We start from the raw sequence: 24,080 nt of genomic DNA on the forward strand, positions 1-24,080 counted from the left end.
CTAAAACCAAGTAGAGTGTTGGCAAAAATAAAATCCTCTCATTTTATATAATGATTATTATTATCAGGTCAAGATGAATCAGCTGACAACCTTTCCCGCCGGCCTTCCTCTGCCTCTAGGCACTTCACCAACCCCTGCAGGAATGAACTTTGCTCTTTTTTCCAGAAATGCCGACGCAGTTACCCTTATCCTCGAGTTCAAAAAGCGCGGTAAGCCTCAGCAACTCAAGATAAAGCTTCACCCGAAAATTAATAAAACAGGGGACATATGGCACATCCTCATTCCTGAGCTGAGCATGCCCTGCTATTACGGCTACCGGATATCCGGGCCTTTTGACCCGGAGGGAAGCGGACATGCTTATGACGATTCACTCATTATCCTTGACCCCTATGCAAAAGAGCTGCGCTCCTCGCATTGGGGAGAGAAATGGGGAGGCCTGGGAAAACAACCCTGCTGTCGTATCCAGCCGCCACATTACGACTGGGAAGATGATCGTCCGTTGAACATCCCTCTCAAGGACTCTGTTATTTATGAACTCCATGTTCGCGGATTCACCCAGGACCCATCATCGCATGTTGCTCATCCAGGTACCTTCAAAGGAATTACGGAAAAGATCGAATACTTGCAGGATTTGGGGGTCACGGCCGTAGAATTAATGCCGGTCACAGAATTCAATGAGAATGAAACACTCTTTATCAACCCCGAAACAGGTGAAAAGTTAAAAAACTACTGGGGCTACAGCCCGCTCTCCTTCTTCTCTCCAAAATCCGGCTATTGCAGTCAACCAAAGGATCCTCTCAATGAATTCAGGGACATGGTCAAAGCGCTGCATAAAGCGGGCATAGAAGTTATTTTAGATATTGTCTACAACCATACTGCAGAAGGAGGCATCGATGGTCCGACAACCAGTTTCAGGGGAATAGACAATACCATTTATTATCTACTCGATCCCTGGACCAGGAACTATCTCAATTTTTCCGGCTGCGGCAACACCTGCAACTGCAACCATCCCATTGTCCGCAGCCTCATTATGGATGCCCTCCACTGGTGGGTTATTGAGATGCATGTGGATGGTTTTCGCTTTGACCTAGCCTCCATCCTGGGCAGGGACTCCAACGGGCATGTCCTCGCCAATCCGCCGATGGTTGAAATGATCGCCGAAGACCCTGTGCTTGCCGACACAAAAATTATCGCAGAAGCCTGGGATGCAGCCGGCTTATACCAGGTAGGGAGTTTTTCAACGCATCATCGTTGGGCTGAGTGGAATGGTAAATTCCGCGACGATGTACGTTCTTTTATGTGTGGTCATAAAAATACGGTTGCCTCCCTTGCCACCCGCATCGCAGGCAGCTCTGATCTCTACCAGCACAGCGACAGACGCCCGTGCAACTCAATTAATTTTATCACGAGCCACGACGGCTTTACCTTGGCTGATCTTGTCAGTTACAACCACAAACACAACCTTCCAAACGGAGAAGACAACCGTGACGGAGACAATCATAACATCAGCTGGAACAGTGGCAAAGAGGGGCCGACCAACGATAAAGCTGTGTTGGCACTCCGCTCCCGTCGATCTCGAACCATGCTTGCCATTCTCTTTCTCTCCCAAGGTGTGCCCATGATTGTGGCTGGTGATGAGTTTTCCCGCACTCAACAGGGCAACAATAATGCATGGTGCCAGGATAACGAGACAAGCTGGCTCAACTGGCAGCTCTGGAAAAAGAATGAAACCATGTTCCGCTTTGTACAGCAGCTGATCCGATTGCGCCGGGAGCATGTTGTTTTTAGGCGCGACGATTTTTTCCTCACCGCTGACAATGCAGACGAACCTCTCCATATGCAGGAAATAAGCTGGCATAGTCTTTTACCAGGTCAACAAAACTGGTCAGACGGGTGTCACACGCTGAGCTTTCTCCTCAACGGCTCCCAGCTGCCGGAAGAAGACGATGATTTTTACGTGATGCTTAACGGTAATATCCAGACAACCAAGACATTCACCATTCCAGCCCCACCAATACGACCACACCAAAGGATCTGGAAAAAAATAATCGACACAGGGCTCAGCGGTCCTGAGGATTTTATGGAGTTACATGCGGCACCGACCGTAAAAAACGGTGCCCGTGTGATTGTTCCGAACATGGGGTGTGTGGTGCTCCAGTCCACCATCGCAAAAACAGATAAGGAAAAAAAATGAAAACATTGCTCATGCTAGGCGATTCGCTTGTCGAATGGGGTGATTGGCCTACACTGCTGCCGGAATACAACGTTATAAACAGAGGGATGGCCGGTGAATGTACCGAAGGGCTCGCAGGCCGGCTCATAGATGAAATTAACAGTACCGCCGAACCTGATGCAGTCCTGATTCAGTCAGGAACCAACAACCTGCTCATGGGATCGCCGCACTTTCCTGCAATCCACTCCAGTATGGTGCCAACCATCCGCACCTTTTACCCTTCCTGCTCCATTATCATCAGTTCTCTGATGCCCATGTCCATAATTCCAAGCCATAAGCTGGAGGAAATCAACAAACAACTCCAGGAGATAACCACCCAGACAGAAAACTGTTTTTATCTTGATATGGTTCCCCCGTTCAATGAAAAATGTTTGCCGATAACAAAACCCGGATTCCTCAATGACCAAGTACACCTGAGCACACGAGGTTATCAGGTATGGGCCGAGGAAATAGCAACATTTTTACAGGATGTCCGACAATAAGGAACAACGTTGACAATCTCTCGGTCACGGCTTATCAATATTGCTGTTATGGGTGGCACCGACTGCGCTTTCCCTGATAAATCTACTAACAACCGACCACTGTGTATACACAAAAATATACTTGGAGATTCCAGCATGAACCGCATCTTTTCAGCCTTATATACAGCAACCCTGATCCTGCTGCCTGCAGCTGCTTTTGCTGCTGCCGAAGTTACACCACCGACAGCAACAATGGCCGAACAGGGCCTGCGAGGGACCGTCACCGAAACCATGAACACCGGAGGCTATACCTATCTTCGGTTGAACAAAGGCGAACAATCCGTCTGGGTAGCCATCCCGGAAACAAAGGTGACAAAAGGTGCGGAAATTACCTGCAGACCAGGCATGGAGATGCGCGACTTTGAGTCAAAAACACTCAAACGTACCTTTCCGTCCATCATTTTTTCTCCAGGCGTTGCAAATGCCGAGGAAGCTCCTATGCCTTCCCCTCATGGTATGACAGCCAAAGCACCGGCCACAGACTCGGGCTTTGCCCAAGCCTTAGAAGCTGAGCAGCAACACCCAGCTACAGAAACCATGGGTGTGCAACCCGTTGGTCAATCGCCGGGAAGCCTTGGCGCGATTGTTCCTTCCAAAGACATTGTAGTGGAAAAGGCCGGCGGCAGCAGCAGTTACACTGTGGGGGAATGTTATAGCAAAGCAAAAGATCTGGATAACAGTTCAGTCACAGTACGCGGCAAAGTGGTCAAAGTCTCCCCCAGGATCATGGGCAAAAACTGGGTCCACCTTCAAGACGGCACCGGGAGTCCCATGCAAAACACGCATGATCTGGTTCTAACCACCCAGGAGCTGCCGGAAATGGGGACAATTGTTACCTTCAGCGGCACCCTTCATGCCAATCGGGACTTTGGCGCTGGTTACAAGTATGCCGTGATCATCGAAGAGGCATCAATCAAACAGTGATGTAATTTCCAAGACGAGATTTATCCATGGAACAGAAAATTCATCCTGCACAAATAGGATTCGACTTTGACGGTGTTATAGCTGACACTGCAGAGGCTTTTATTCGGATTGCCTGTGAGCAGTATGATTATTGCGGTATCGAGCTTGAACATATCACCCGATTTGAGGTGGAAGAATGCACAGAGCTTCACTATGAAATTGTGGAGGAAATCTTTACCTCGATACTCCATGATTCAGTTGGCACCCAGCTGATGCCCATGAAAGGAGCGATCCAGGTCCTTGAGGAACTCAGCACCCATGCACCGATAACCATCATCACCGCAAGACCCCTGGCTGACCCGGTGCATCGCTGGATGGAGGAGCACATGCCCTCCCCTCTTATCAATAAAATTAGACTAGTTGCCATGGGCGACCACGACGACAAGGTTCGCCATGTCCACAGACTGGATCTCTCCCACTTCATTGATGATCGTGCAGAAACCTGTAAACAGCTTGAACAGGCAGGGGTTAGATCAATCCTCTTTTCCCAGCCCTGGAACCGCGCCCACAACACTCTCCCCGCCGTACAGAATTGGGAGGAAATCCGTGCCCTTTGTCTTTGATAAACGACAGCAACCCTTATAAAAAAACATGAATACCCCAAAGACCGACACCTCACCCACCGTCTACCGAAATCCAACCCCAACAGTGGATATCATTATTGAAATAGGCGGAGGAATTGTACTGATTGAGCGCAAAAATGAACCACTCGGCTGGGCATTGCCCGGCGGTTTTGTTGATTATGGGGAATCATTTGAACATGCTGCAAGGAGGGAGGCAGAAGAAGAAACGGGGTTACAGGTCACTCTCACCCACCAGTTTTATACCTATTCCGACCCGTCCAGGGATGCTCGCCAACATAACAGCTCTACCGTGTTTATAGGTACCGCAACCGGCAAGCCCAAAGGCGCTGACGATGCAGCACAAGCCGTTATTTACAACCAGGACAACTTGCCGTCCCTTGCCTTTGATCACCAGCAAATACTGGACGACTATTTTCACTTCAAAAAAACGGGCAACAGACCTGCAATCACGCAAGCGTAACAGCCCAGAAAAAAATAAATTGCCGGTGACAGACCAAAAGTTGTCTATCACCGGCATCAAACATCATCTCTAAAAAAGCATTTTTAACAGCAGATAGCTTACCAGCCCCACACCTATGGAGCCATAGATCAACAGTCAGGGCGTGCAGTTATCACCGGCTTTTTTAATGATAACTGTCAGCGCTATCACTCCTATCACAGCTGCTGCTGCCAGTAAAAATATATCTTTCACGGCCTGCTTCCTCTCGTTTTATCCCCTGACCCGTACACCGGTCTTTTTTCTCAGCCGAATGGCCTTAGGGGTAATTTCAACTAATTCATCATCATTTATATATGCTATGCACTCTTCCAGGCTCATGTCAACCGGCGGGGTAAGAACAACAGCATCATCTGAACCAGAGGCCCGCACGTTGGTCAACTTCTTCCCTTTTGCCGGATTCACAACCAGATCCGCAGGGCGACAGTTCTCCCCTATAATCTGTCCCTGGTAGGTATCGATACCCGGGCCAATGAAGAGCTGCCCGCGTTCCTGAAGGTTAAACAACGCATAAGCCACAGTTGTGCTCGTTTCCTTGACCACCATAACACCGTTGATACGCTGCTGCAGTTCGCCCGCATAAGGCCCCCATTCGGCAAAGACATAGTTCATCACACCCATGCCTCTGGTATCGGTCAAGAACTGCGAACGATACCCGAGTAAACCGCGGGTTGGCACCTTGAATTTCATTTTTGCCATCTGATTCTCGACCTGCATGTCGAGCAACTGGCCTTTTAGTTTGCCCAGCTTTTCAATCACGACCCCCTGGTACTGTTCATCCACATCCACCGAGAGCTCCTCATAGGGCTCCATCATTTTCCCATCCTGCTCCATCATGATGACTTGAGGACGGGTGACCTGGAACTCGTAGTCTTCGCGTCGCATTTTCTCAATCAAAATGGAAAGGTGTAGCTCCCCCCTGCCGGAAACCTTGAACCCCACCCCTTCGGTCAGGGTTTCAACCTTGAGGGCAACGTCGGCCAGGGTTTCTCTTGCCAGCCTTTCTTCCAGATGGCGCGAGGTAACAAATTTTCCATCCTGGCCCGCAAACGGACTATCATTGGGAATAAAATGCATGGAGATGGTGGGTGGATCGATCTCAATCAACGGCATTGGCTGCGGATCATCAGGGTCGGTAAAGGTGACCCCAACAGTAACATCCACCATCCCGGCGACAGCGACGATGTCCCCAACAGTTGCACTTTCTGCCGGCACCTTTTTATCACCGTCAAAAAGAAAAATTTTATTAATCCGAACCGGCGAGATGGTCCCATCACGCCGAGCAACAGCAAGATTGGAGCGCAAATCCAACCGACCGTTGGCCACCTTGCCGATACCCAACCGCCCCATATACTGGGAGTAATCTATGGTATTCACCTGCATTTGCAATGGAGCTTCCGGATCACCTTTTGGTGGTGGAACGTGGTCGACAATCATATCAGAGACAACGTGCATCCCTGTTTCTGCAGACACGGGATCATCGAGCTCATTAATAGCATAGCCGGCTTTAGCAGAAGCATAGATGACAGGAAAATCAAGAACGTCATCAGGAGCGTCCAGGCGCACAAGCATGTCAAACACCTGATCAACCACCCAATCACACCGAGCAGCAGGCTTATCGATTTTATTTATCACAACCAGGATGGGCAGTCCTGCTGCCAGTGCTTTTTTCACTACAAAAAAAGTCTGCGGCATAGGGCCTTCCTGGGCATCGACGAGAAGCACTGCTCCATCTGCCATGCGCAGGACCCTTTCCACCTGTCCTCCGAAGTCGGCATGCCCCGGGGTGTCAATAATGTTTATCTTATATCCCTTATGAATATAAGAACCATTTTTGGATGCAATGGTAATCCCGCGCTCGCGCTCAAGATCCATGGAATCCATCAGACGCTCGGCAACTTCCTGATTGTCACGAAACATGCCGCTCTGGCGAAATAACTGATCAACAAGGGTTGTTTTGCCGTGATCGACATGAGCGATAATTGCGACGTTTCGAATGTTTTTCTGCTCCATACTTTCCCGCCTCTGCCAGGAAGATTTGTCTCTCTGTCCCCCCAAGAGGGGGTAGACGACATGCATACATTATCAAGCAATGATAATGTGCTATGATGTCAATTTAGGTAACGTGTAAAAGAAAGCATACACTGTCTTGCATGCCGAAGGTTATCAAAAAAAGCGCTGAGTCTACAGCAAGAGACGTAAAAGCACAAGCAAACTCTTGTAAAAAACGCACTTACAAGCAGATAAACTCCAGCACGATCACATGTACCTGTTGCAGGCATACCCTGGCCTGCTCACCAGTCAGCAAATAATTCTCTGCGGTTGACAGCAGAACGACGAAGAACGGGAACATGCTCGTCAACATAATCTATCACCACTGCCTTTTTCCCTGGAGCCGGACGCATAATTCGGCCGACTACCTGCAATAGACGGCCTGCAAACTTGATGGGGGTTGCTAAAATAAGAGTCGTTAACCCAGGACAATCAAATCCTTCGCCGATGAGCTGGATGGTCGAAATAAGCACTTCTACCTTGCCCTGCAGCACATCCTGCACGATCTGTTCCCGCTGCTCCTTGCCTACCTGCCCGGTGAGCAAAGCGACATGAACATCCCGCGCCCGCAGCAGCTCAGCAAAAATTTCACAGTGCGCAACCCGGTCGGAAACAAGCAATATAGTCCCCTGGTGTCCCTTCTTGATCAACTCTGCCACATCACCGGCAATCTGTAGATTGCGTTGCTCATTTTTGGCCAACGCTTTAATCAGTTTGGCATATTCCCCCCGATAACCATAGGTAAACTCAGTGGCTCGTTGAATAAACTCAGGCAAAACAACCGCTCCGCTGGCAGCCAACTCTTCACTGGCAACCCTGTGGATACGGTCGCCCATATAGGTATAAATCAACTTGGTCATGCCATCTTCTCTACGAAAGGCTGTCGCAGAAAGACCCAACATATAATAGCTATCAAAGGCAGCCACCACGTCTGTAAAAAGACTAGCCGGTACCCGGTGACATTCATCGACAATAATATGACCAAACAGGTGCGGCAAAGTGTCCAGCTGTTTACGGGCGGTATTGACTATGGCAACGGTCACCGGCTGCAAGTCCAGCACTCCGTCACCCGCCTGTCCGGCACTGATATCCAAAAACTGCGCAATTCGTTCTTTCCACTGAAAGAGCAGCTCTTTAGAATGCACAATCACCAGGGTTGGCTGCCGACGTCTGGCAATAATATCAAGAGCCATAACAGTTTTACCAGAACCTGTTCCAGCCTCCAGTACTCCAAAAGAATGCCGACACACTGCCTCCACGGCATCACGCTGATAAGGACGCAGTTCTCCCTTAAACTCCAGAGCAAGGGGATCACATCGCCACCGCTTATCAACCACCTGCGGCGTAGCACCGGCCAGACTACGACAGATGCGGACTGCCTGATTACCAAATCCCCTGGGAAAGCAAAGATCGCCGCCGCATTGCGTATAAAAAGAGAGCGTTGGCTTGAGCTGTTTGCCTATCCACCGGCCATATCGCTGAGCTGCCTTATATTTGGGATTATCAATGGTCAGTGCTGAGCGTATTTTCTCTTGTAACGCTTCAGGCGCCCCTTTAAGGCAACACTCCTTACCCACCACCAGCTCTATCTGTTGCCGGGATGGCTTGCCATGTTTGCCCCTCTCTGGTACCTTGCCGGTGCTCCCTGCCTCCATCTCTTCTCCTAGACCTGGATTTCTCATCATTTCAGGCGGCGTCAGGTTCAAATTTTTTGTTTATGAATAGGTAAGCGCAGACTCCGGGTAAGCGCAGACTCCGGGTAAGCGCAGACTCCGGGTAAGCGCAGACTCCGATAATAAATTATATTCATCATCAAAAGACTGAAGAAGATGAGGCTTGATGGACTGACCTTTGGTGAACATTGTGCAAAACTGTTAACTCCATTTGAGCTTGCATAACAAACAGAAATTGTGTGTACTTTAACAAGTTGACACAATGCTCATGAAAAATCCGGGCTAAAAATACCATGCCGAATACCCTTGCCCATCTTGGGGTACAGACCATAGCCACCAAGGCCGTGGATCACACGATTGACGTAAAGTGGATTGCTGTTGGCTGTATTATTCCGGATATACCGTGGATCATACAGCGTATTGTTCACTGGCTTGCTCCCGGCGTTGATTTCATCACCCTGCGCGCATATACCATGGTGCAGGCTTCACTTTTTTTCTGCCTGCTCCTCAGTGGTGCTCTCTGCCTGCTCGCTTGCAACAAGAAAATCCTCTTTTTGGTATTAAGCGGCAACAGCCTGCTCCATCTGCTGCTGGACAGCCTCCAAATAAAATGGGCCAACGGGGTCCATCTGCTCGCTCCCTTTTCCTGGCACCTGACCTCTTTTGGTTTGTTCTGGCCGGAGCACTGGGCCACCCAGGCTCTTTCTCTTTTGGGATGTATTGTACTGCTGTTTTTCGCTTTTTCAGATCGACATCAGGAACTTGACCTGGTCATTAAACCACTCAACACTCTTTTTGCCGGCCTGCTGCTGCTCTTTTACCTTGCAGCACCGCCTCTTTTCATGGACGGCCCTTTTGCAGCCGACAACCACTTTATCCAAACCCTTCGCGATCAAGCGGCACGAACCGGCAACACCTTGGCCATTGACCGCGGCAACTATGACCCGCAGACATCAACCATCCAAATTTTTACCGGAGAAAAACTGCACATCCATCCAATGGCGCTTGCTGAAAAAACAAAAATTTCTCTACAAGGAACTTTCCAAGACCGGAACACTGTAAAAGTGACGGCCTATCACGTTCATTCCAGCCAGCGGGACCTTTATTCTTTTGTCGGCATTTTTACGGTACTTGCCATCTGGCTGCTTGCGATCTTTAGAAAAAAAAGTAAAGTAGCTCAACGTAAATAAACCCAGTCACTTTTCACCTACCACCTTCTTTTTATGATACGCTCTATTTTTTATCTCTTGCTGTTTGTATGTGCTGTTACTCTTTGTGTCCCTCTTGTAGCTGGAGCAGCTGAGAAGAGCCGTGACAGAGATATCATTATCACCCTTCCAGCAGAGACAGTACTACACTCATTACAAAAAATGCTCCCCCTGAAAATCAATACTAATAATCCTGATCTGCAGGGACAGATCACGCTGCAATCGTTAAAAAAATTGGCAATAAACGACAATACTCTTTCCGTCCAAGGCGTTGTCAGAGGCAAAAATCTGTCAATGGTAACCACCATTGCCAATCAAAAAATTCGCCTGAAATTAGGAGAAGTTAACCTTCCTGTTTCCTGTGATCTTCTAACTCGATTTGACAAAGGGAAACAACAACTTTTCGTCACCCCATTTTTCCCTGCCCCAGAACAGTCAGACACCGGATCCGATGCAATTCGTCCGCTCTTGAAAGCGCTCGAGGGGCAGGAGTATCCTTTACAACTGGATACACTAAAGCTAACTAACTTTAAACTTGGAGAAAAGCCATTTCCTTTGACCATGGTACCAGTTGATATTACAGGGCGTGATAACGCCCTGATGATCAATCTGCAGCCGCAACCCACACTATAAGAGGGAAAAAATGGAAACTAACTGTCTGTTTTGTAAAATCATTGCAGGAGAGATACCCGCCGACAAACTGTACGAAGATGACGAGATACTGGCGTTCAGAGATATTGCGCCGCAGGCACCAGTCCATTTCCTTGTTATCCCTAAAAAACATATTAAAGGGCCGGCCGCTGTCACCAGCGAGGATGACAAACTGATCGGAAAAATTATGCGCATAGGGAATGAACTTGCCGCCAAAGAGGGTATTGACCAGTACCGGGTGGTGTTCAACAATGGTGAACAGGCCGGGCAATCAGTGTTTCACATCCACATGCACATTCTGGGCGGACGCAGCATGCAATGGCCTCCAGGCTAAAAAGACTTCTTATTCCGGCAGCATCCCGTACAGATAGTTGATAATATCTGTACGGGTCACGATTCCGATGACCTCTTTCCCTTGCTGAACCGGCAGGTGACCGATATTTTTACTCACCATCAATTCTGCAGCTTCGCTGGCAAGGGCATCGGGATGAATAGTTGCGACATCTCTTTTCATAAAAGCCTTTACCGGGCTGTTCCACTGTTTTTCTAATTTCAGCTTTTTCAGATCCCATAGCACAATAATCCCCTGTATCCCCTGCTCGTCAGCAACAATCACTCCCCGAATTTTTTCCTGCTCCATGATGGCTCGCACCTCATGCATGGGTGTTTCTGCAGGCACTGTTGTTACGGGGAAAGACATCATGTCGGCCACCAGCGCGCGTCCACTCTGATCTTCTTTCAGGGCTGCAATAATTTTCTGACGCATGAGCCCAGGTGTGACTCCAGGTTCACTGACAACAGCTGAACCAGCTCCCGGATGTCCTCCGCCGCCAAACGGAGCAAGAAGAGCATGTACATTGATGTCTGCAACACCACTGCGACCGATAATAAACTGCTTTTCATCCTGATTGACAAAAATGGCAAACACGGCATCTGCATTGACAATTTTCCTGTACAACTGAACCACCATGGCAAGTTCTGTGTATTTATGTACCCATACGACGCCGATGCTGACATGGTGGCCTTTAATATCTATCTCCTCTGCATCGCGTAAAAGACGAAACAACACCTTTTTTTGCGTCTCACCATAGGCCATGTTTAAAAAATCAACGGCAATGGTTAAATCAGCTCCCTGCTCGAGAAGAAATGCAGCCACACGAGCATCTGCCGGAGTTGTTGAACTGAAGGTCAGCTGTCCCGTATCTTCATACAGTCCAAGCAAAAACACTGTTGCCTGTAGCGGGGTAAGTTCAATATGCTGCCTTTGTATTTCTTGAACAAATAAAGTAATCGTTGCCCCCACCGGAGCCACATTTTGCCATTGCGAGTTGACATCGCCGAGTCCCATATGGTGGTCCCACAGCAGTATTTCCACATCCAAACGATCCTTTAGCGATTCCATCCGATCAAGCCGCTTCCACTGGTTGGTATCGGCTATGATCAAGCTGTCAACTTTATTCATATCAATTTCGTTTGGCAACACAACGGTGAAAGCCGTTTTGTGCAGGGCAAGAAACCGCTTAACGTTAGGATTAACATTCTTAGGACAAACAGCCACGCAGCCGGGGTAAACAAGTGTCGCCGCCAGGATGGATGCTAATCCGTCAAAATCAGTATTCTTATGGGTCGTTGCTATTTGCATGCAATGCTCTTAAAAAGGAGAAAATAATACCTGCCATAGGCCTGTGTTGCACACCCCTCAAAAAAGAAGATATGCAGTTGCAATGGCTTCCAACCAGTAGTCTCACTTCAGTGTATATAGTTATGGGGAACTGTCAAGCCAAGAAGTCGTGAGCAAGCCCTGCTTCTCTTCCTTTCCGAAGCCATCCAGCTTGTTGATTTGGAAGACATCTGGTAGATTATTTTTTCACAGGCCATGCTCAATGCAGCAGCACCGAGCTTTGTGTCCTTCCAGGCACAAAAGACGTCTTCTTGCTCTGCAACCTCCGCATTGAGCACTTTTTTTCATCCGGATCACAAGGATATGCTGATGCCAGGGCTTTACAATCAAAATGAATTCAAGGACAATTGCGGTTTCGGCCTCATTGCCCACCTTAAAGGCAATGCAAGTCATAGATTGCTACAGACAGCCATAGAGGCGCTGACCTGTATGACGCACCGAGGCGGCATTGCAGCTGATGGGCGCACCGGAGACGGCTGCGGCCTCCTGATCCGGAAACCGGATGCTTTTTTGCGCAGCATTGCCGGCAAATGCTGCGCGAACCCGCTACCTTCGGTGTACGCAGTGGGATCGGTGATGCTCAGCCAGGACAGCTCACTGGCTGAAGCTGCCCGGAAAATACTTGCAGAAACGCTGGCGACCGAAGGACTTGAGGTTGCAGGGTGGCGGGAAGTGCCTACCAATACAGATTGTCTCGGTCCCATAGCGCTCGATAGCTTACCTGTCTTCAACCATGTGTTCGTCAACTGCAATGATTTGCCGCTTGATCAATGCAATGCCAGGCTCCTGCTTGCCCGCCGCAAAGCTGAAATCCGCCTGCAACACGATCCTGACTTTCATGTCGCCAGCCTCAGCACCTCTGTTCTTTCTTATAAAGGGCTGATGATGCCCGTTGATTTGCCTCGTTTTTTTCCCGATCTGGCAGATGAAAACCTGGAAACAGCTATCTGCGTTTTCCACCAGCGTTTTTCAACCAACACCATGCCACGCTGGCCACTGGCCCAACCCTTTCGCCTTCTTGCTCATAACGGCGAAATAAATACTATATCAGGCAACCGCAACTGGGCAGTAGCTCGAACTCCAAAATTCCAAACACCGCTGCTACCGAACCTTGACGAAATCACCCCGCTTGTGAACCGAAGCGGTTCAGACTCTTCCAGCCTTGATAATATGCTTGAGCTTCTGCTTGCTGGAGGAATGGAGCTCCATCGGGCAATTCGCATCCTGATGCCGCCTGCCTGGCAAAACGTCGAACACCTCGACCCGGATCTTCGCGCTTTTTATGAATACAACTCCATGCATATTGAGCCATGGGACGGCCCTGCCGGCCTGGTCATTACCGATGGCAGGTATGCGGTGTGTGCTCTGGACCGCAATGGATTGCGTCCTTCCCGCTGGGTGCTGACCAAAGACGATATTATCACGGTTGCCTCGGAAATAGGGGTGTACAACTATGACCCGTCAGCGGTGGTTGCCAAGGGGCAGCTCGGCCCAGGAAAAATACTCTCCATCGACACCCATACCGGACAACTCATGCACACCAGAGATGTGGATGAGCAATTAAAAAAGCAAAAACCATACAAGCAGTGGCTTAAAGACAATACTCTTCGTATTGAAGCTACCCTTGAAAAAGAAGATATCGAACGAAAACTGCCGGAAAACATCCTCAAAGCGGCTATGAAACTGTTTCAGGTTACCTTTGAGGAACAGGACCAGCTGCTGCGCCCGCTTGCCGAAACCAGCCAGGAGGCAACCGGCTCCATGGGCGACGATACCCCCATGGCGGTACTTTCCAGGCGACAACGGCCGCTTTATGATTATTTTCGCCAACAATTTGCCCAGGTAACGAACCCGCCCATCGACCCGCTGCGCGAGGCGGTGGTGATGTCGCTTGAGACCTGCATCGGTCCGGAGCTCTCGATCTTTGAAGAAACGGAACAGCATGCAAATCGCGTTAAACTGAGTTCGCCAATACTTTCCACAGGCAGCTTCAAGGCGCTGGTTAATCTTGATCGATGGGGCTATCCGGTTCAAAGGCTCAAGCTCTATCATGATCCAGGACAGGAAAATCTGCACACAGCCCTTCAGCGTTTATGTGATGAGGCTGCAAAGGCGGTCAACAATGGTGCAGTAATACTCTTGCTCACCGATGACCATTACGAACCTGATCTGCTCCCTATCCACTCGCTGTTGGCAACCGGTGCAGTCCACCAGCACCTGACAAAACTCGGTATACGATGCGATGCAAATATCATTGTCGAAACCGCCTCTGCAAGAGATGCACACCAGGTAGCTTGCCTTCTCGGCTATGGAGCGACGGCGGTCTACCCATATTTGAGTTATTCCGTGCTTAACCAGCTCCACGAAAAAGATGACCTCACAGTCAGCGTGGATCAGGCCTTTAAAAACTATCGCAAAGGAATCAACAAAGGGCTACGCAAGATCCTTTCGAAAATGGGTATTTCCACCATCTCCTCCTATCGGGGAGCCCAGCTCTTTGAGATAGTAGGCCTTGGCAGCGAGGTGGTTGATTATTGTTTTACCGGTACCCCGAGCCGAATCCAGGGAGCGAGTTTCAGTGATCTTCAAGCTGACCAGCAACAATTGGCAAAGATTGCGTTTACCCCTCAAATTCCAGTCCAGGCCGGCGGGGCACTCAAATTTATCTACGGCCAGGAGTATCATGCCTTTAACCCCGACGTGGTCACCACCATGCAAGCTGCAGTCACAAGCGGCAGCTACGATAAATGGCAAACCTGTGCAGAGCTGATCAATACACGCCCACAGGCAACCCTGCGTGACCTGCTTACTCTGTCCGAATCCGGTCCCTCTGTTCCCATTGAAGAAGTTGAACCGGTAGAAGCAATTATCAGCAGGTTTGACTCTGCCGCCATGTCCCTGGGTGCTTTGTCGCCGGAAGCACACGAAGCCTTGGCCATGGCCATGAACGCCTTGGGAGGCAGGTCGAACAGTGGTGAGGGTGGCGAGGACCCGGCCAGATTCGGCACCAACAAGGTTTCTAAAATAAAACAAATCGCCTCGGGAAGATTCGGTGTAACCCCCCATTATCTTGCCAACGCAGAAGTGCTGCAGATCAAAATTGCCCAAGGGGCCAAACCAGGAGAAGGGGGGCAGCTTCCCGGCAGTAAGGTAACGGAACTCATCGCCCGATTACGCTATTCCATCCCTGGGGTAACGCTTATCTCACCCCCACCTCATCATGACATTTATTCCATTGAAGACCTGGCACAGCTCATTTATGACCTGAAACAGGTGAATCCCGACGCTCTGGTCTCTGTTAAACTGGTTTCCCGTCCAGGCGTAGGGACCATTGCTGCCGGGGTAGCGAAAGCATATGCAGACCTGATTACCATTTCAGGATATGACGGGGGCACAGCGGCAAGTCCGCTTTCTTCCATTCACCATGCCGGATCTCCCTGGGAACTTGGACTCAGTGAGGTTCACCAGACGCTGCGGGCTAACGACCTGCGCGACAAGGTCCGGTTGCAAACCGACGGTGGCTTAAAAACGGGGTTGGATGTTGTCAAAGCAGCCATCCTGGGTGCAGAAAGTTTCGGGTTTGGTACTGCGCCCATGGTTGCCCTGGGATGTAAATATCTGCGCATCTGTCATCTCAATAACTGTGCAACAGGGGTTGCGACCCAGCGCGATGATCTCCGCCGGAATCACTTCTCCGGTACCGTGGAAAAGGCCATGCATTACTTTCGCTTTGTTGCCCAGGAAGCTCGGCAATGGATGGCCTTTCTTGGCGTACGTTCAATCAATGAACTCATCGGAAGGGTTGATCTGCTTACCCCGGTGTCCGGTGCAACAAGCAAACAGAACAAACTCGACCTAACCCCGCTTCTCCATCGCGACACAAAGCTTGACCTTAAGCCGCAACACTGCACCATCGCCAGAAACATTCCCTTTGACCGAGGTGAGCTGGCGGAAAAAATGGTTAGGCAAATGATGCCGGACATTGAAAAACAAAATGGTGGCACTCACGCCTTTACCCTAACCAACTGTGATCGATCCATAGGTGCCAGACTTAGCGGGGAAATCGCCAAAAGGTACGGTAACACAGGCATGAAAGCTAACCCGCTCAAGGTGAAGCTGACAGGTATTGCCGGCCAAAGCTTTGGCGCTTGGAATGCAGGCGGCTTGGAAATGTACCTTGACGGTGATGCCAATGATTACGTCGGCAAAGGGATGGCAGGCGGCAAAATCGTTATCCGACCGCCCCACCAGTCAACCTTCAAGAGCAACGAAACCAGCATTCTGGGCAATACCTGCCTCTATGGTGCCACCGGAGGCAAGCTCTTTGCTGCTGGTCTTGCCGGCCAACGATTTGCGGTTCGTAACTCAGGTGCCCATGCTGTTATCGAAGGGGCCGGCGACCATTGCTGTGAATACATGACCGGCGGTTTGGTCACCGTTCTCGGCGCGACCGGGGCAAATTTCGGCGCAGGCATGACCGGTGGATTTGCCTATGTTCTTGATATGGAGAACACCTTTGTCGATAAATACAATCACGAACTGGTGGAGATACAACGTATTCACTCCGGCTACATGGAGGAATACCGACATCATCTTCACATGGTGATTGAAGAGTATTGCCGGGAAACCAACAGCGACTGGGGCTGGCATCTCCTGGATGATTACATGGATTATATCGGTAAATTTTGGATGGTGAAGCCTAAGGCTGCCGACTTTTCCAACCTCCTCAACCGACTCCGCCAACGCGGTGAATAGCCGATAACAAGCGCACGAACAGACAATGCCATGAAAAACAGATTTGAGAATGCATTCCAGTTTCTTGATGTTGAACGTAAATTACCCCCCAAGGTGAGCATCATCACCCGTAAGGCCGCTTTTCGTGAAATCTATGAAGAGGTCCCCTTGCAGCATGTACAGGATCAAGCCCACAGATGCCTGGAATGCGGTAATCCTTACTGTGAATGGAAGTGCCCGGTCCACAATTTTATCCCCAACTGGCTCAAGCTCATCACAGAGGGAAATATTAATGAAGCGGTCGAGCTTTGCCACCAGACCAACACCCTTCCCGAAGTCTGTGGTCGGGTCTGCCCACAAGACAGGCTGTGTGAGGAGGCCTGTACTTTAAACGACGGCTTCGGAGCCGTGACCATTGGTAATGTTGAAAAATATATTACCGAACGTGCTCTTGCCCAAGGGTGGAGGCCGGACATGTCCCATGTGCAGTGGACAGACAAAAAGGTGGCCGTCATTGGCGCAGGCCCAGCCGGACTTGGCTGTGCCGACGTACTGGTCCGCAATGGCGTCCGCCCGGTGGTGTTTGATCGTTACCCGGAAATCGGCGGCCTCCTGACCTTTGGCATCCCTGAATTTAAGCTCGAAAAAAGCGTACTTCAACGGAGGCGCGAAATATTTACCGAAATGGGGATTCGCTTTGAGCTGAACACGGAAATCGCTAACAGTGAAGCCTTTGCGGAGTTGCTTGCCACCTATGATGCAGTTTTTCTCGGCATGGGGACATACCAGTCACTTAAGGGGAATTTCCAGGGCGAGCAACTGCCGGGGGTGTACGAGGCGCTGCCTTTTCTGATAGGCAATGTCTGCCATAACCTTGGATATTCAACTCAACTTGCTGACTTCATCGACACTGCCGCAAAAAACGTGGTTGTCCTGGGTGGAGGCGACACAGCCATGGACTGTTGCAGAACAGCACTTCGGCAAGGTGCTAAAAGTGTCACCTGTGCCTATCGGAGGGATAAAGCCAACATGCCTGGATCTCGAAAGGAAGTTGTTAATGCCGGGGAGGAAGGGGTCACCTTTCTGTTTAACCGCCAGCCAATGGGTATCGTCGGTGAAAACAAAGTGAAAGGGGTGGACCTGGTCACAACCGAGCTGGGAGAAGCTGATGAAACCGGTCGTCGCCGCCCTGTTATCATTCCTGACAGCAAGCAAACCCTGGAGGCGGATATCGTACTTATCGCTTTTGGTTTTCGACCGGACCCACCCGATTGGCTGATCCAAAGCGGGGTCAAAATCAACAACTGGGGTGGAATTGTGGCAACCGAAACAAGCGCATTCCCAATGCAGACCAGTCACCCAAAGATTTTTGCGGGTGGGGATATGGTTCGAGGGTCAGACCTGGTTGTTACAGCTATCTGGGAAGGAAGACAAGCTGCCAACGGTATACTGCAGTATCTTGGACAATAATTTTGCTTTAGGTGTTGTTTGCGGACAGCTCTTTACCAGCCTGCTCTATAAAGAGCTTCAACACACATTAAAGTTCAATCACCCCATGATTATTATCGACCAGTGAGGGTAAAAGGCTCTGTACCTCGGCAGCACTCCAAAGAGGGGTACCTGAAAGAGTTGCCGCATTAATATGATTCAGGCCCCGGGCAATTTCGGCGTAACTCTTGCCACGCTGACGGAGCCTGAGCACAGACTCGGACAACTCTTCTTTGCTGAATATTTTTTTATCACCATCGACATCAACGGTCCTGTTATCAGTTCCCAGCTCAACCTGCTGCATATTTTCGGCAGGTTCCGGATTATACTCAAGCTGCAACCCGACCATCAAACGCATCAGGTCGTCAATTTGACGATCCCGCCGTGCTAGCTGGCCCCGCATATCTTCCAGCTGTTCACGCAGGAGTTGAATTTGCTCTTTGTACACTTCAAGCAGTTCTGCCAGATAATCGTTGGTTGCCGCCTGGTGTGAACCTGAGACAGCACTTGTTGGTGTCGAAACGGTGGCCTGCTGCGCACCCTGTTTTCCAGCGTTGCCTTCCTGTCCATACGTTGCCAGCAAATTTCGGCCATCATGCCATCGCCGCAGATCTTCCTCACGAAATCGAACCTCCTGCTTCCCTGTGACAGGGTTCAATATCATCTTATAAGGTAATCCTTTTTTTCGATACCTGCTGATGGTTTTGGTAGAGACATTGAGATATTCGGCAGCCTGCTTCTGTGTTACCTGGAAATCACTATCACTCATTAATACCCACCTCTTTTCCACTCAAATTCTTGGTACGCCCAGTAGCTGATAAGCTAATAAAACGTAGAAAAGGGCATCCTGCAATCTTATCTTGCCGAAAAAGTTATAAAACAATGAGTTAGCCCGGATTTCTCATCAGTTCAGGCAGTGCCGGGTTCAAAGTTTTTGGGAGTGAATTATAGTAGACTATCGGAGTCTACGCTTACCTTTTACTGCCAAAATACTGAAGAAAATGGTACCGCATGGACATGGACTGACATTTGGTGAACATTGTGAAAATTTACAACTCCATCTAATTATAGTTACGAGATATACACTCAACAAAATGTTCACCAAAGGCGAGCTTACGCTGCCTTATTTCCATGATGTCATGGTTATTATGCCTCTATTATCTCGAGCCCGGTCAAAAGAATATTTTCAAAAAACGTATCAAGCTCAGGCTTACCCACATTAAAATTTGTGACTAACAACCTAAGAGCCAGTTGGCCATCCACATAACCAGTACCTACCAATCCCCGTTCTTTTTGCTGCATACGGTTGCGCAGTCTAATATTAAAATCGCCTGCGGACTCACCCGGTGGAGCTTTGTAGCGAAAACAAACATTAAAGGATTCCCTAGGGACGACCATCTCCAACTCCGCCTCAGCGTGTATACGTTCCTCGGCATACATACAAAGTTGCAGATACTCTTCAACTCGCTCAGCCAGCCCTTTACGCCCATAAAATTTCCAATCAAGAAACCACTTTAAAGCATCTACCTTTCTGCCGCATTGCAGCGACTGACTCCCGAGATCCCGCAACTCTCCCCCAACGCCCTTACGAAAGATGTAACTCTCATCACCAGCACTGCATATTTGCTGAAGAATAGATGGCCGCTTGTTAAACAGCACCACGTTACACATAAGGGCTGTCCCGAGCATTTTGTGAAAATCCAGGGTAAAAGAATCCGCGTCCTCCACATGCGATAAATATCGTGATCGCAGCGTATCGCTCAAAATTGCCGCACCACCCCAGGCACCATCCACATGCAGCCAAAAACCATACTGCTCACGTAATGCCAGCATTGGTTCAATCGCATCATATGCTCCACGAACCGTTGTCCCAGCCGTTGCTGCCACAAAAAATGGAATCGCGCCTTCCTCCTTTACCCGTACAATCTGTTGCTCCAGGTCCACAAGGTCCATTCTGCCATGGCTATCGGTTGCGATCTTGATCAGGTTATCCGTTCCTATCCCTAAAATCGCTGCAGCCCGATCCATGGAATAATGGGCATCTCTGTTAACAAAAGCACAAAGTCTTGACTGACCGAACAACCCACAAGACTTACCCTTTTCACAAGCGACATTGCGAGCAGCCATCATGACAATCATATTCGCATTGCTGGAGCCTGTCGTCATCTGGCCGACCCCATCTTCAAACCGGACAAGAGCAAGCATTTCCCGCAGCATGTACTGCTCCATCAACGTAGATACCGGAGCGGTCTCAAAGGTGCATGCAGAGGTATTGGAAACCGCAGTCACTATTTCGCCGATGATGGAAGGGAGATTCGCTCCTGCCCACATCCGGTTAACATAGGCAGGATTGCCTGTTTTCACCGCATAGGTCAGATATTTTTCCACCCACTCGAAGAGCTTGTTCCAATCTCCTTCCGTCTGCTCATCCAGCTGCAGTAGATTGTAGAGCGCCTCGGGTTCGTGATAGGCTACATACCGGCCCTGGGTAAGATTTTCATGATACCGCTCGATGATCTGGAGAAGGTGTTGAAATACGTTTTCAGAATCCATGATTAATACTGAACGCTCCCTATAGGCAGAGACCCACTCCCTGCCGGTGCAGTCAGGGTGAGGCAGAATTATACATTGCTAATTTCGTGTGAATAACGCTCTGGTGCTACTGCCCTATACTACAGTGAAACGGTATTATCGAACAGTAAGTAAGCGTTCTAAAAAATAAGTAAAAAAAAGGCAAGAATGGGAGGGAACAAAAATGACAAGAAGCACTCAAGAGTTGTTGTCGTCAATATAAACCATACCTTCCAAAAGCAGATGATCTATGCGCTCATTAACTAACAATCGGTCTTCCTCAGGGGCCTGATCGACATAAAACAGAAAGTTACCCTCTTTCCAGGAAAGAGCCTCGAAAAAGGCATCCTTTATCTGTCGCCCAAGAGAATACGTCAGGTTGTCTGGATGGATATAGCCTTGTTGGATTAAAATATGCCCAAGTCGCTGCTCTCGATCACCTTCTCGGTGGATGGCGAGGCACTCCTCCAACTGTTGGGAGGTAATCTGCTGTTCCGCCAGCAAAATCTCACCGATCTTTTTCTGACTGGTTTCAAGCATGCCGAAGACCAAGACCCCCTTGGTGAAAAAAAAGCATCCACTGTTCCCCGTGGTGAGGACTTCGAGTTCTCCGGTAAGCCCTGCATGACTAAAAAGTTGAAAAATGTCATCAATGGAAATCGATGCGATATCGCCCTGCAGGGCGACTTTACTTGCCTTACGGGGCTTTTTTCTCCATTGCCCTTCCTCTTGAGGCGGGACATCTTCAACCAGAGGCTGCACTTTTGATCTGAAAAGTGTCTGCAAGACGGATTTCATATGACAAAATGGAGTTAAAGGGATACGAAAAAGCTTATGTTCCAGGAGAGCCTATCGGAAAATAATATTCGCAAACAGCCTCCTATGTACAGTCTCTCATCCAAGGAAAAGATGTCAAGTTTTTTCTCTTGCCAACATGAAACTCCCTGGCAACGAAACAAAGTATTGCCGCCACAGTGGCACAAATGCCACTTCGTGTCTATCATTTCCAACTACTTATATTAATCTTTTTGCCATCGGTAAACTATGGAACTGCTCCAATTTCGAATTCGAGCGCATAAAGTGCTTGCAGACACACACTGGATACAGGTCAAAGATGGCGTGAATATTCTTGCCGGCGAGGACCCAAAAGCGGTGCAGGCAGTGTTTGAGCTCCTGCAAACCATACAACCTCCGTCTTCCGCCCACCTACGGCCGCTCACAACAAACATGAGGCAAAGTGTGAGTCAAAATGGCTACACTAAACGAGTTATACCCAAAAAAAAGACAGCTGCATTTGCAATTTTTTCAGCAGACAACACTCTAGTAAGAGACATTGCTTCCCTGGATGACGCGCTGTACGAACTCGATCGAATTGAAGTGGGACGCCGCATTGATCTCAGCCGTTGGATGAATTTTGTTGAACTGTCAAGCTCAGCCAGATGGAGCGAAATCGATCAGCCGCTACGGCAACTGCTTGACGACCTAACAAAACAATGTCCGTCAAAAATCCTCCAGCCGCTCAAAGAGATGACTGCTCTACGAAAAGGCACAGACCGTCTGCACCGTGGATTAGATCAAACTCTTATTGATCAACTGACAGCCCTTTCACCCGTGATAGGCCCTGCCCAAAAAGAGATGTATACCGGCTTGCTCCATACGGCCCAGCGTTCTCAACGATTTATCCTTGCCAAAAAAGCAATTTATCCACAAGTACCCTTGTTTATTCACCTCGTCGACCAAGTCGATGGAAATACCCGTCTCCCGCTTACCTTGTTCACCGATTTATTGAACAACAATACCGTTCTTCGATCCAACCCTACGCAGGAAGAACTCAACCAACTGATACAAAGTATGTTCTCCCCTCTTTCCTCCCCGGCGAGCATTGCTCTTCAGGGGCAAACGATTTCGCTCATGGATGGTTCCTTATCGCTGCCTCACCTGGTGCAGAGCCTCGCGGCATTGCACCAAATTTTATTTGGCCGGCTACCAATTTTTCTAATCGATTGCCTCAATTCATCACCACGCACCATTGAGGAAGTACTTTCAACGCTGCAACTGATGCGGGGCAGCAGAAGTCTTGTTGCTGCCAAAAAGAGCCACCTCGCCCTCTGCCAACCACGGTTTCGGCATGCTAACACCATCACTGATCACACGTGGCAGAAATAACCAACCCTGCTCCATTTCTTTACCATTGTCTGTGCCTAGCCCGATAGCCCGAAATTGAGAATATTACGTTGAGAACAGGCAAGCGCTATAATCCGAGGCATGCACAATATTTTACAGTGGGTATGGGGTCGATAAAGCAAGATACCGACCATTTATGAAAACCGCTGAATAAAAACAGGTTTTATTGGAGGTGTTAATTATCAGGGATAATTTCGTAAAAATATGCTAAAGATCTTTGCAAATTACCCTAACCCACTACTTAAGGGTGGCTTGAAAAAATAGAAAATTCGTTCAACTTCGAGGCGCATCTAAAATTTTACCACAGGCATAGAGTTGATATCGGAGCCTGCGTTTACCTCTGAGGATAAAATTTTGGGTATAGCAAAGAAGTTGGATGAATGAGCAATTTTTCAAGATAGCCCTAACAGATACTTGCCCAGACCATTAGAACACGATGAAACCATTGGAAATTATAAACATTCTTGGTAGTCCGAGAAAAAACGGCACCACTGCTCGTATTGCCAGGGCATTCACTGAAACTGCGGAACGTCGTGGCGCTGTTGTTAAAAACTATTATCTTAACGGCATGCAATATAGGGGTTGTCAAGGCTGTGAAGGGTGCCATACACGTTCGGACAAATGCATTCTCCGCGACGATGCGACCCAGATTTTAGAAGATCTGTTCACGGCAGATATCACATTATTCTCTTCCCCTATTTATTTTGGGGACACCTCCGGTCAGTTCAAATCATTTTATGATCGAATGTGGTCGCTCATACGGCCTGAATATATTTCAGACCCTACCGATGCCAGCCGCCTTCCCAAGGGGAAGACAGCACTGCTCATCCTCTCCCAGGTTGATGCCCGTATCGCCCACGAAGACGTGCTGAAGAGATATAGCATGTATCTTAAGCTCTACGGTTTCTCTGTAAAAACGATCATGGCGGCTGACCTGGACATGATGCCCAATACAGATATAAGCAGTTATGCCCTGCAGGCCGAACAGCTCGCCAGAGAACTGATATTGTAATAATCAGTCGTTATTGCTTGCAAGAACAT

General features: G+C 49.1%; 18 protein-coding genes. 12 read left to right on the plus strand and 6 right to left on the minus strand.

Annotated elements, in window-relative coordinates; genetic code table 11:
* Positions 1-73 precede the first annotated feature (73 nt).
* The 5 genes from glgX (at position 74) to ACHZCY_RS07650 (ending at position 4,761) form a co-directional block, all read left to right on the plus strand.
* Positions 74-2,194 (plus strand): glycogen debranching protein GlgX, encoded by a 2,121-nt coding sequence (gene glgX / locus ACHZCY_RS07630; RefSeq protein ID WP_319548432.1) that lies wholly within the window; start codon positions 74-76, stop codon positions 2,192-2,194.
* Positions 2,191-2,715: a GDSL-type esterase/lipase family protein gene (locus ACHZCY_RS07635; protein ID WP_319548433.1), complete on the plus strand. Its 525-nt coding sequence runs from the start codon at positions 2,191-2,193 to the stop codon at positions 2,713-2,715. The genes glgX and ACHZCY_RS07635 overlap by 4 nt, the downstream gene beginning before the upstream one ends.
* A 135-nt stretch (positions 2,716-2,850) precedes the next feature.
* Positions 2,851-3,678 carry a DNA-binding protein gene (locus ACHZCY_RS07640; protein WP_319548434.1) on the plus strand — a complete coding sequence of 276 codons (828 nt, stop codon included), beginning with the start codon at positions 2,851-2,853 and terminating at the stop codon, positions 3,676-3,678.
* 26 nt (positions 3,679-3,704) lie between these two features.
* Complete coding sequence (locus tag ACHZCY_RS07645; RefSeq protein ID WP_205221591.1) at positions 3,705-4,280, plus strand: 5' nucleotidase, NT5C type; 576 nt, start codon at positions 3,705-3,707, stop codon at positions 4,278-4,280.
* A 28-nt stretch (positions 4,281-4,308) separates the two neighbouring features.
* Positions 4,309-4,761 (plus strand): NUDIX domain-containing protein, encoded by a 453-nt coding sequence (locus ACHZCY_RS07650; RefSeq protein ID WP_205221592.1) that lies wholly within the window; start codon positions 4,309-4,311, stop codon positions 4,759-4,761.
* A 249-nt stretch (positions 4,762-5,010) separates the two neighbouring features.
* Here ACHZCY_RS07650 and typA read toward each other — a convergent pair whose 3' ends face one another.
* Both typA and ACHZCY_RS07660 read right to left on the minus strand, forming a co-directional pair.
* Positions 5,011-6,810 (minus strand): translational GTPase TypA, encoded by a 1,800-nt coding sequence (gene typA, locus ACHZCY_RS07655; protein WP_205221593.1) that lies wholly within the window; start codon positions 6,808-6,810, stop codon positions 5,011-5,013.
* A 281-nt stretch (positions 6,811-7,091) separates the two neighbouring features.
* Positions 7,092-8,504, minus strand: a complete 1,413-nt coding sequence (locus ACHZCY_RS07660; protein WP_205221594.1) for a DEAD/DEAH box helicase — start codon at positions 8,502-8,504, stop codon at positions 7,092-7,094.
* Positions 8,505-8,815: 311 nt separating this feature from the next.
* Between ACHZCY_RS07660 and ACHZCY_RS07665 the strand changes: the two genes are divergently transcribed.
* Genes ACHZCY_RS07665 through ACHZCY_RS07675 form a run of 3 tightly spaced genes read left to right on the plus strand, consistent with a single transcriptional unit; the run spans position 8,816 to position 10,715 of the window.
* Complete coding sequence (locus tag ACHZCY_RS07665) at positions 8,816-9,712, plus strand: hypothetical protein (protein ID WP_319548435.1); 897 nt, start codon at positions 8,816-8,818, stop codon at positions 9,710-9,712.
* A gap of 33 nt (positions 9,713-9,745) precedes the next feature.
* Positions 9,746-10,363, plus strand: coding sequence for a hypothetical protein (locus tag ACHZCY_RS07670; protein WP_205221596.1), 618 nt, complete (start codon positions 9,746-9,748; stop codon positions 10,361-10,363).
* A 10-nt stretch (positions 10,364-10,373) separates the two neighbouring features.
* Complete coding sequence (locus ACHZCY_RS07675) at positions 10,374-10,715, plus strand: histidine triad nucleotide-binding protein (protein ID WP_205221597.1); 342 nt, start codon at positions 10,374-10,376, stop codon at positions 10,713-10,715.
* Between the two features lie 9 nt (positions 10,716-10,724).
* Here ACHZCY_RS07675 and ACHZCY_RS07680 read toward each other — a convergent pair whose 3' ends face one another.
* Positions 10,725-12,023 carry a CBS domain-containing protein gene (locus ACHZCY_RS07680; protein ID WP_205221598.1) on the minus strand — a complete coding sequence of 433 codons (1,299 nt, stop codon included), beginning with the start codon at positions 12,021-12,023 and terminating at the stop codon, positions 10,725-10,727.
* Between the two features lie 345 nt (positions 12,024-12,368).
* Here ACHZCY_RS07680 and gltB point away from each other — a divergent pair, with 345 nt between their 5' ends.
* Together gltB and ACHZCY_RS07690 are read left to right on the plus strand one after the other, a co-directional pair.
* Entirely contained in the window at positions 12,369-16,817 is a 4,449-nt protein-coding gene (gltB, locus tag ACHZCY_RS07685) for a glutamate synthase large subunit (RefSeq protein ID WP_394713387.1), read from the plus strand.
* A 30-nt stretch (positions 16,818-16,847) separates the two neighbouring features.
* Positions 16,848-18,266, plus strand: coding sequence for an FAD-dependent oxidoreductase (locus tag ACHZCY_RS07690; protein WP_205221600.1), 1,419 nt, complete (start codon positions 16,848-16,850; stop codon positions 18,264-18,266).
* A gap of 67 nt (positions 18,267-18,333) precedes the next feature.
* On the opposite strand, the gene ACHZCY_RS07695 is transcribed toward ACHZCY_RS07690, so the two are convergent.
* The 3 genes from ACHZCY_RS07695 to ACHZCY_RS07705 form a co-directional block, all read right to left on the minus strand.
* Entirely contained in the window at positions 18,334-19,053 is a 720-nt protein-coding gene (locus ACHZCY_RS07695; RefSeq protein ID WP_205221601.1) for a helix-turn-helix domain-containing protein, read from the minus strand.
* A 377-nt stretch (positions 19,054-19,430) separates the two neighbouring features.
* A complete protein-coding gene (locus ACHZCY_RS07700; protein ID WP_319548437.1) occupies positions 19,431-20,837 on the minus strand; it encodes a pyridoxal phosphate-dependent decarboxylase family protein in 1,407 nt (468 codons plus the stop codon).
* Positions 20,838-21,053: 216 nt separating this feature from the next.
* Positions 21,054-21,641: a DUF4388 domain-containing protein gene (locus ACHZCY_RS07705; RefSeq protein ID WP_319548438.1), complete on the minus strand. Its 588-nt coding sequence runs from the start codon at positions 21,639-21,641 to the stop codon at positions 21,054-21,056.
* A gap of 258 nt (positions 21,642-21,899) precedes the next feature.
* Here ACHZCY_RS07705 and ACHZCY_RS07710 point away from each other — a divergent pair, with 258 nt between their 5' ends.
* Both ACHZCY_RS07710 and ACHZCY_RS07715 read left to right on the plus strand, forming a co-directional pair.
* Positions 21,900-23,021 (plus strand): hypothetical protein, encoded by a 1,122-nt coding sequence (locus tag ACHZCY_RS07710; RefSeq protein ID WP_319548439.1) that lies wholly within the window; start codon positions 21,900-21,902, stop codon positions 23,019-23,021.
* Between the two features lie 454 nt (positions 23,022-23,475).
* On the plus strand, positions 23,476-24,051 hold the full coding sequence (locus ACHZCY_RS07715) for a flavodoxin family protein (RefSeq protein ID WP_205221605.1): 576 nt from the start codon (positions 23,476-23,478) through the stop codon (positions 24,049-24,051).
* The last annotated feature ends 29 nt before the right edge of the window (positions 24,052-24,080 follow it).

The sequence above is a fragment of the Desulfogranum marinum genome, assembly GCF_963675105.2.
GTDB lineage: Bacteria > Desulfobacterota > Desulfobulbia > Desulfobulbales > Desulfobulbaceae > Desulfogranum > Desulfogranum marinum.

Coding starts and splice junctions, on each gene's coding strand:
- ACHZCY_RS07635 (WP_319548433.1), top strand. CDS start 2,191: ATGAAAACATTGCTCATGCTAGGCGATTCGCTTGTCGAATGGGGTGAT.
- ACHZCY_RS07665 (WP_319548435.1), top strand. CDS start 8,816: ATGCCGAATACCCTTGCCCATCTTGGGGTACAGACCATAGCCACCAAG.
- glgX (WP_319548432.1), top strand. CDS start 74: ATGAATCAGCTGACAACCTTTCCCGCCGGCCTTCCTCTGCCTCTAGGC.
- ACHZCY_RS07660 (WP_205221594.1), bottom strand. CDS start 8,504: ATGGAGGCAGGGAGCACCGGCAAGGTACCAGAGAGGGGCAAACATGGC.
- ACHZCY_RS07650 (WP_205221592.1), top strand. CDS start 4,309: ATGAATACCCCAAAGACCGACACCTCACCCACCGTCTACCGAAATCCA.
- ACHZCY_RS07670 (WP_205221596.1), top strand. CDS start 9,746: ATGATACGCTCTATTTTTTATCTCTTGCTGTTTGTATGTGCTGTTACT.
- ACHZCY_RS07680 (WP_205221598.1), bottom strand. CDS start 12,023: ATGCAAATAGCAACGACCCATAAGAATACTGATTTTGACGGATTAGCA.
- ACHZCY_RS07690 (WP_205221600.1), top strand. CDS start 16,848: ATGAAAAACAGATTTGAGAATGCATTCCAGTTTCTTGATGTTGAACGT.
- ACHZCY_RS07645 (WP_205221591.1), top strand. CDS start 3,705: ATGGAACAGAAAATTCATCCTGCACAAATAGGATTCGACTTTGACGGT.
- ACHZCY_RS07640 (WP_319548434.1), top strand. CDS start 2,851: ATGAACCGCATCTTTTCAGCCTTATATACAGCAACCCTGATCCTGCTG.
- ACHZCY_RS07715 (WP_205221605.1), top strand. CDS start 23,476: ATGAAACCATTGGAAATTATAAACATTCTTGGTAGTCCGAGAAAAAAC.
- ACHZCY_RS07675 (WP_205221597.1), top strand. CDS start 10,374: ATGGAAACTAACTGTCTGTTTTGTAAAATCATTGCAGGAGAGATACCC.
- ACHZCY_RS07700 (WP_319548437.1), bottom strand. CDS start 20,837: ATGGATTCTGAAAACGTATTTCAACACCTTCTCCAGATCATCGAGCGG.
- ACHZCY_RS07710 (WP_319548439.1), top strand. CDS start 21,900: ATGGAACTGCTCCAATTTCGAATTCGAGCGCATAAAGTGCTTGCAGAC.
- typA (WP_205221593.1), bottom strand. CDS start 6,810: ATGGAGCAGAAAAACATTCGAAACGTCGCAATTATCGCTCATGTCGAT.
- ACHZCY_RS07695 (WP_205221601.1), bottom strand. CDS start 19,053: ATGAGTGATAGTGATTTCCAGGTAACACAGAAGCAGGCTGCCGAATAT.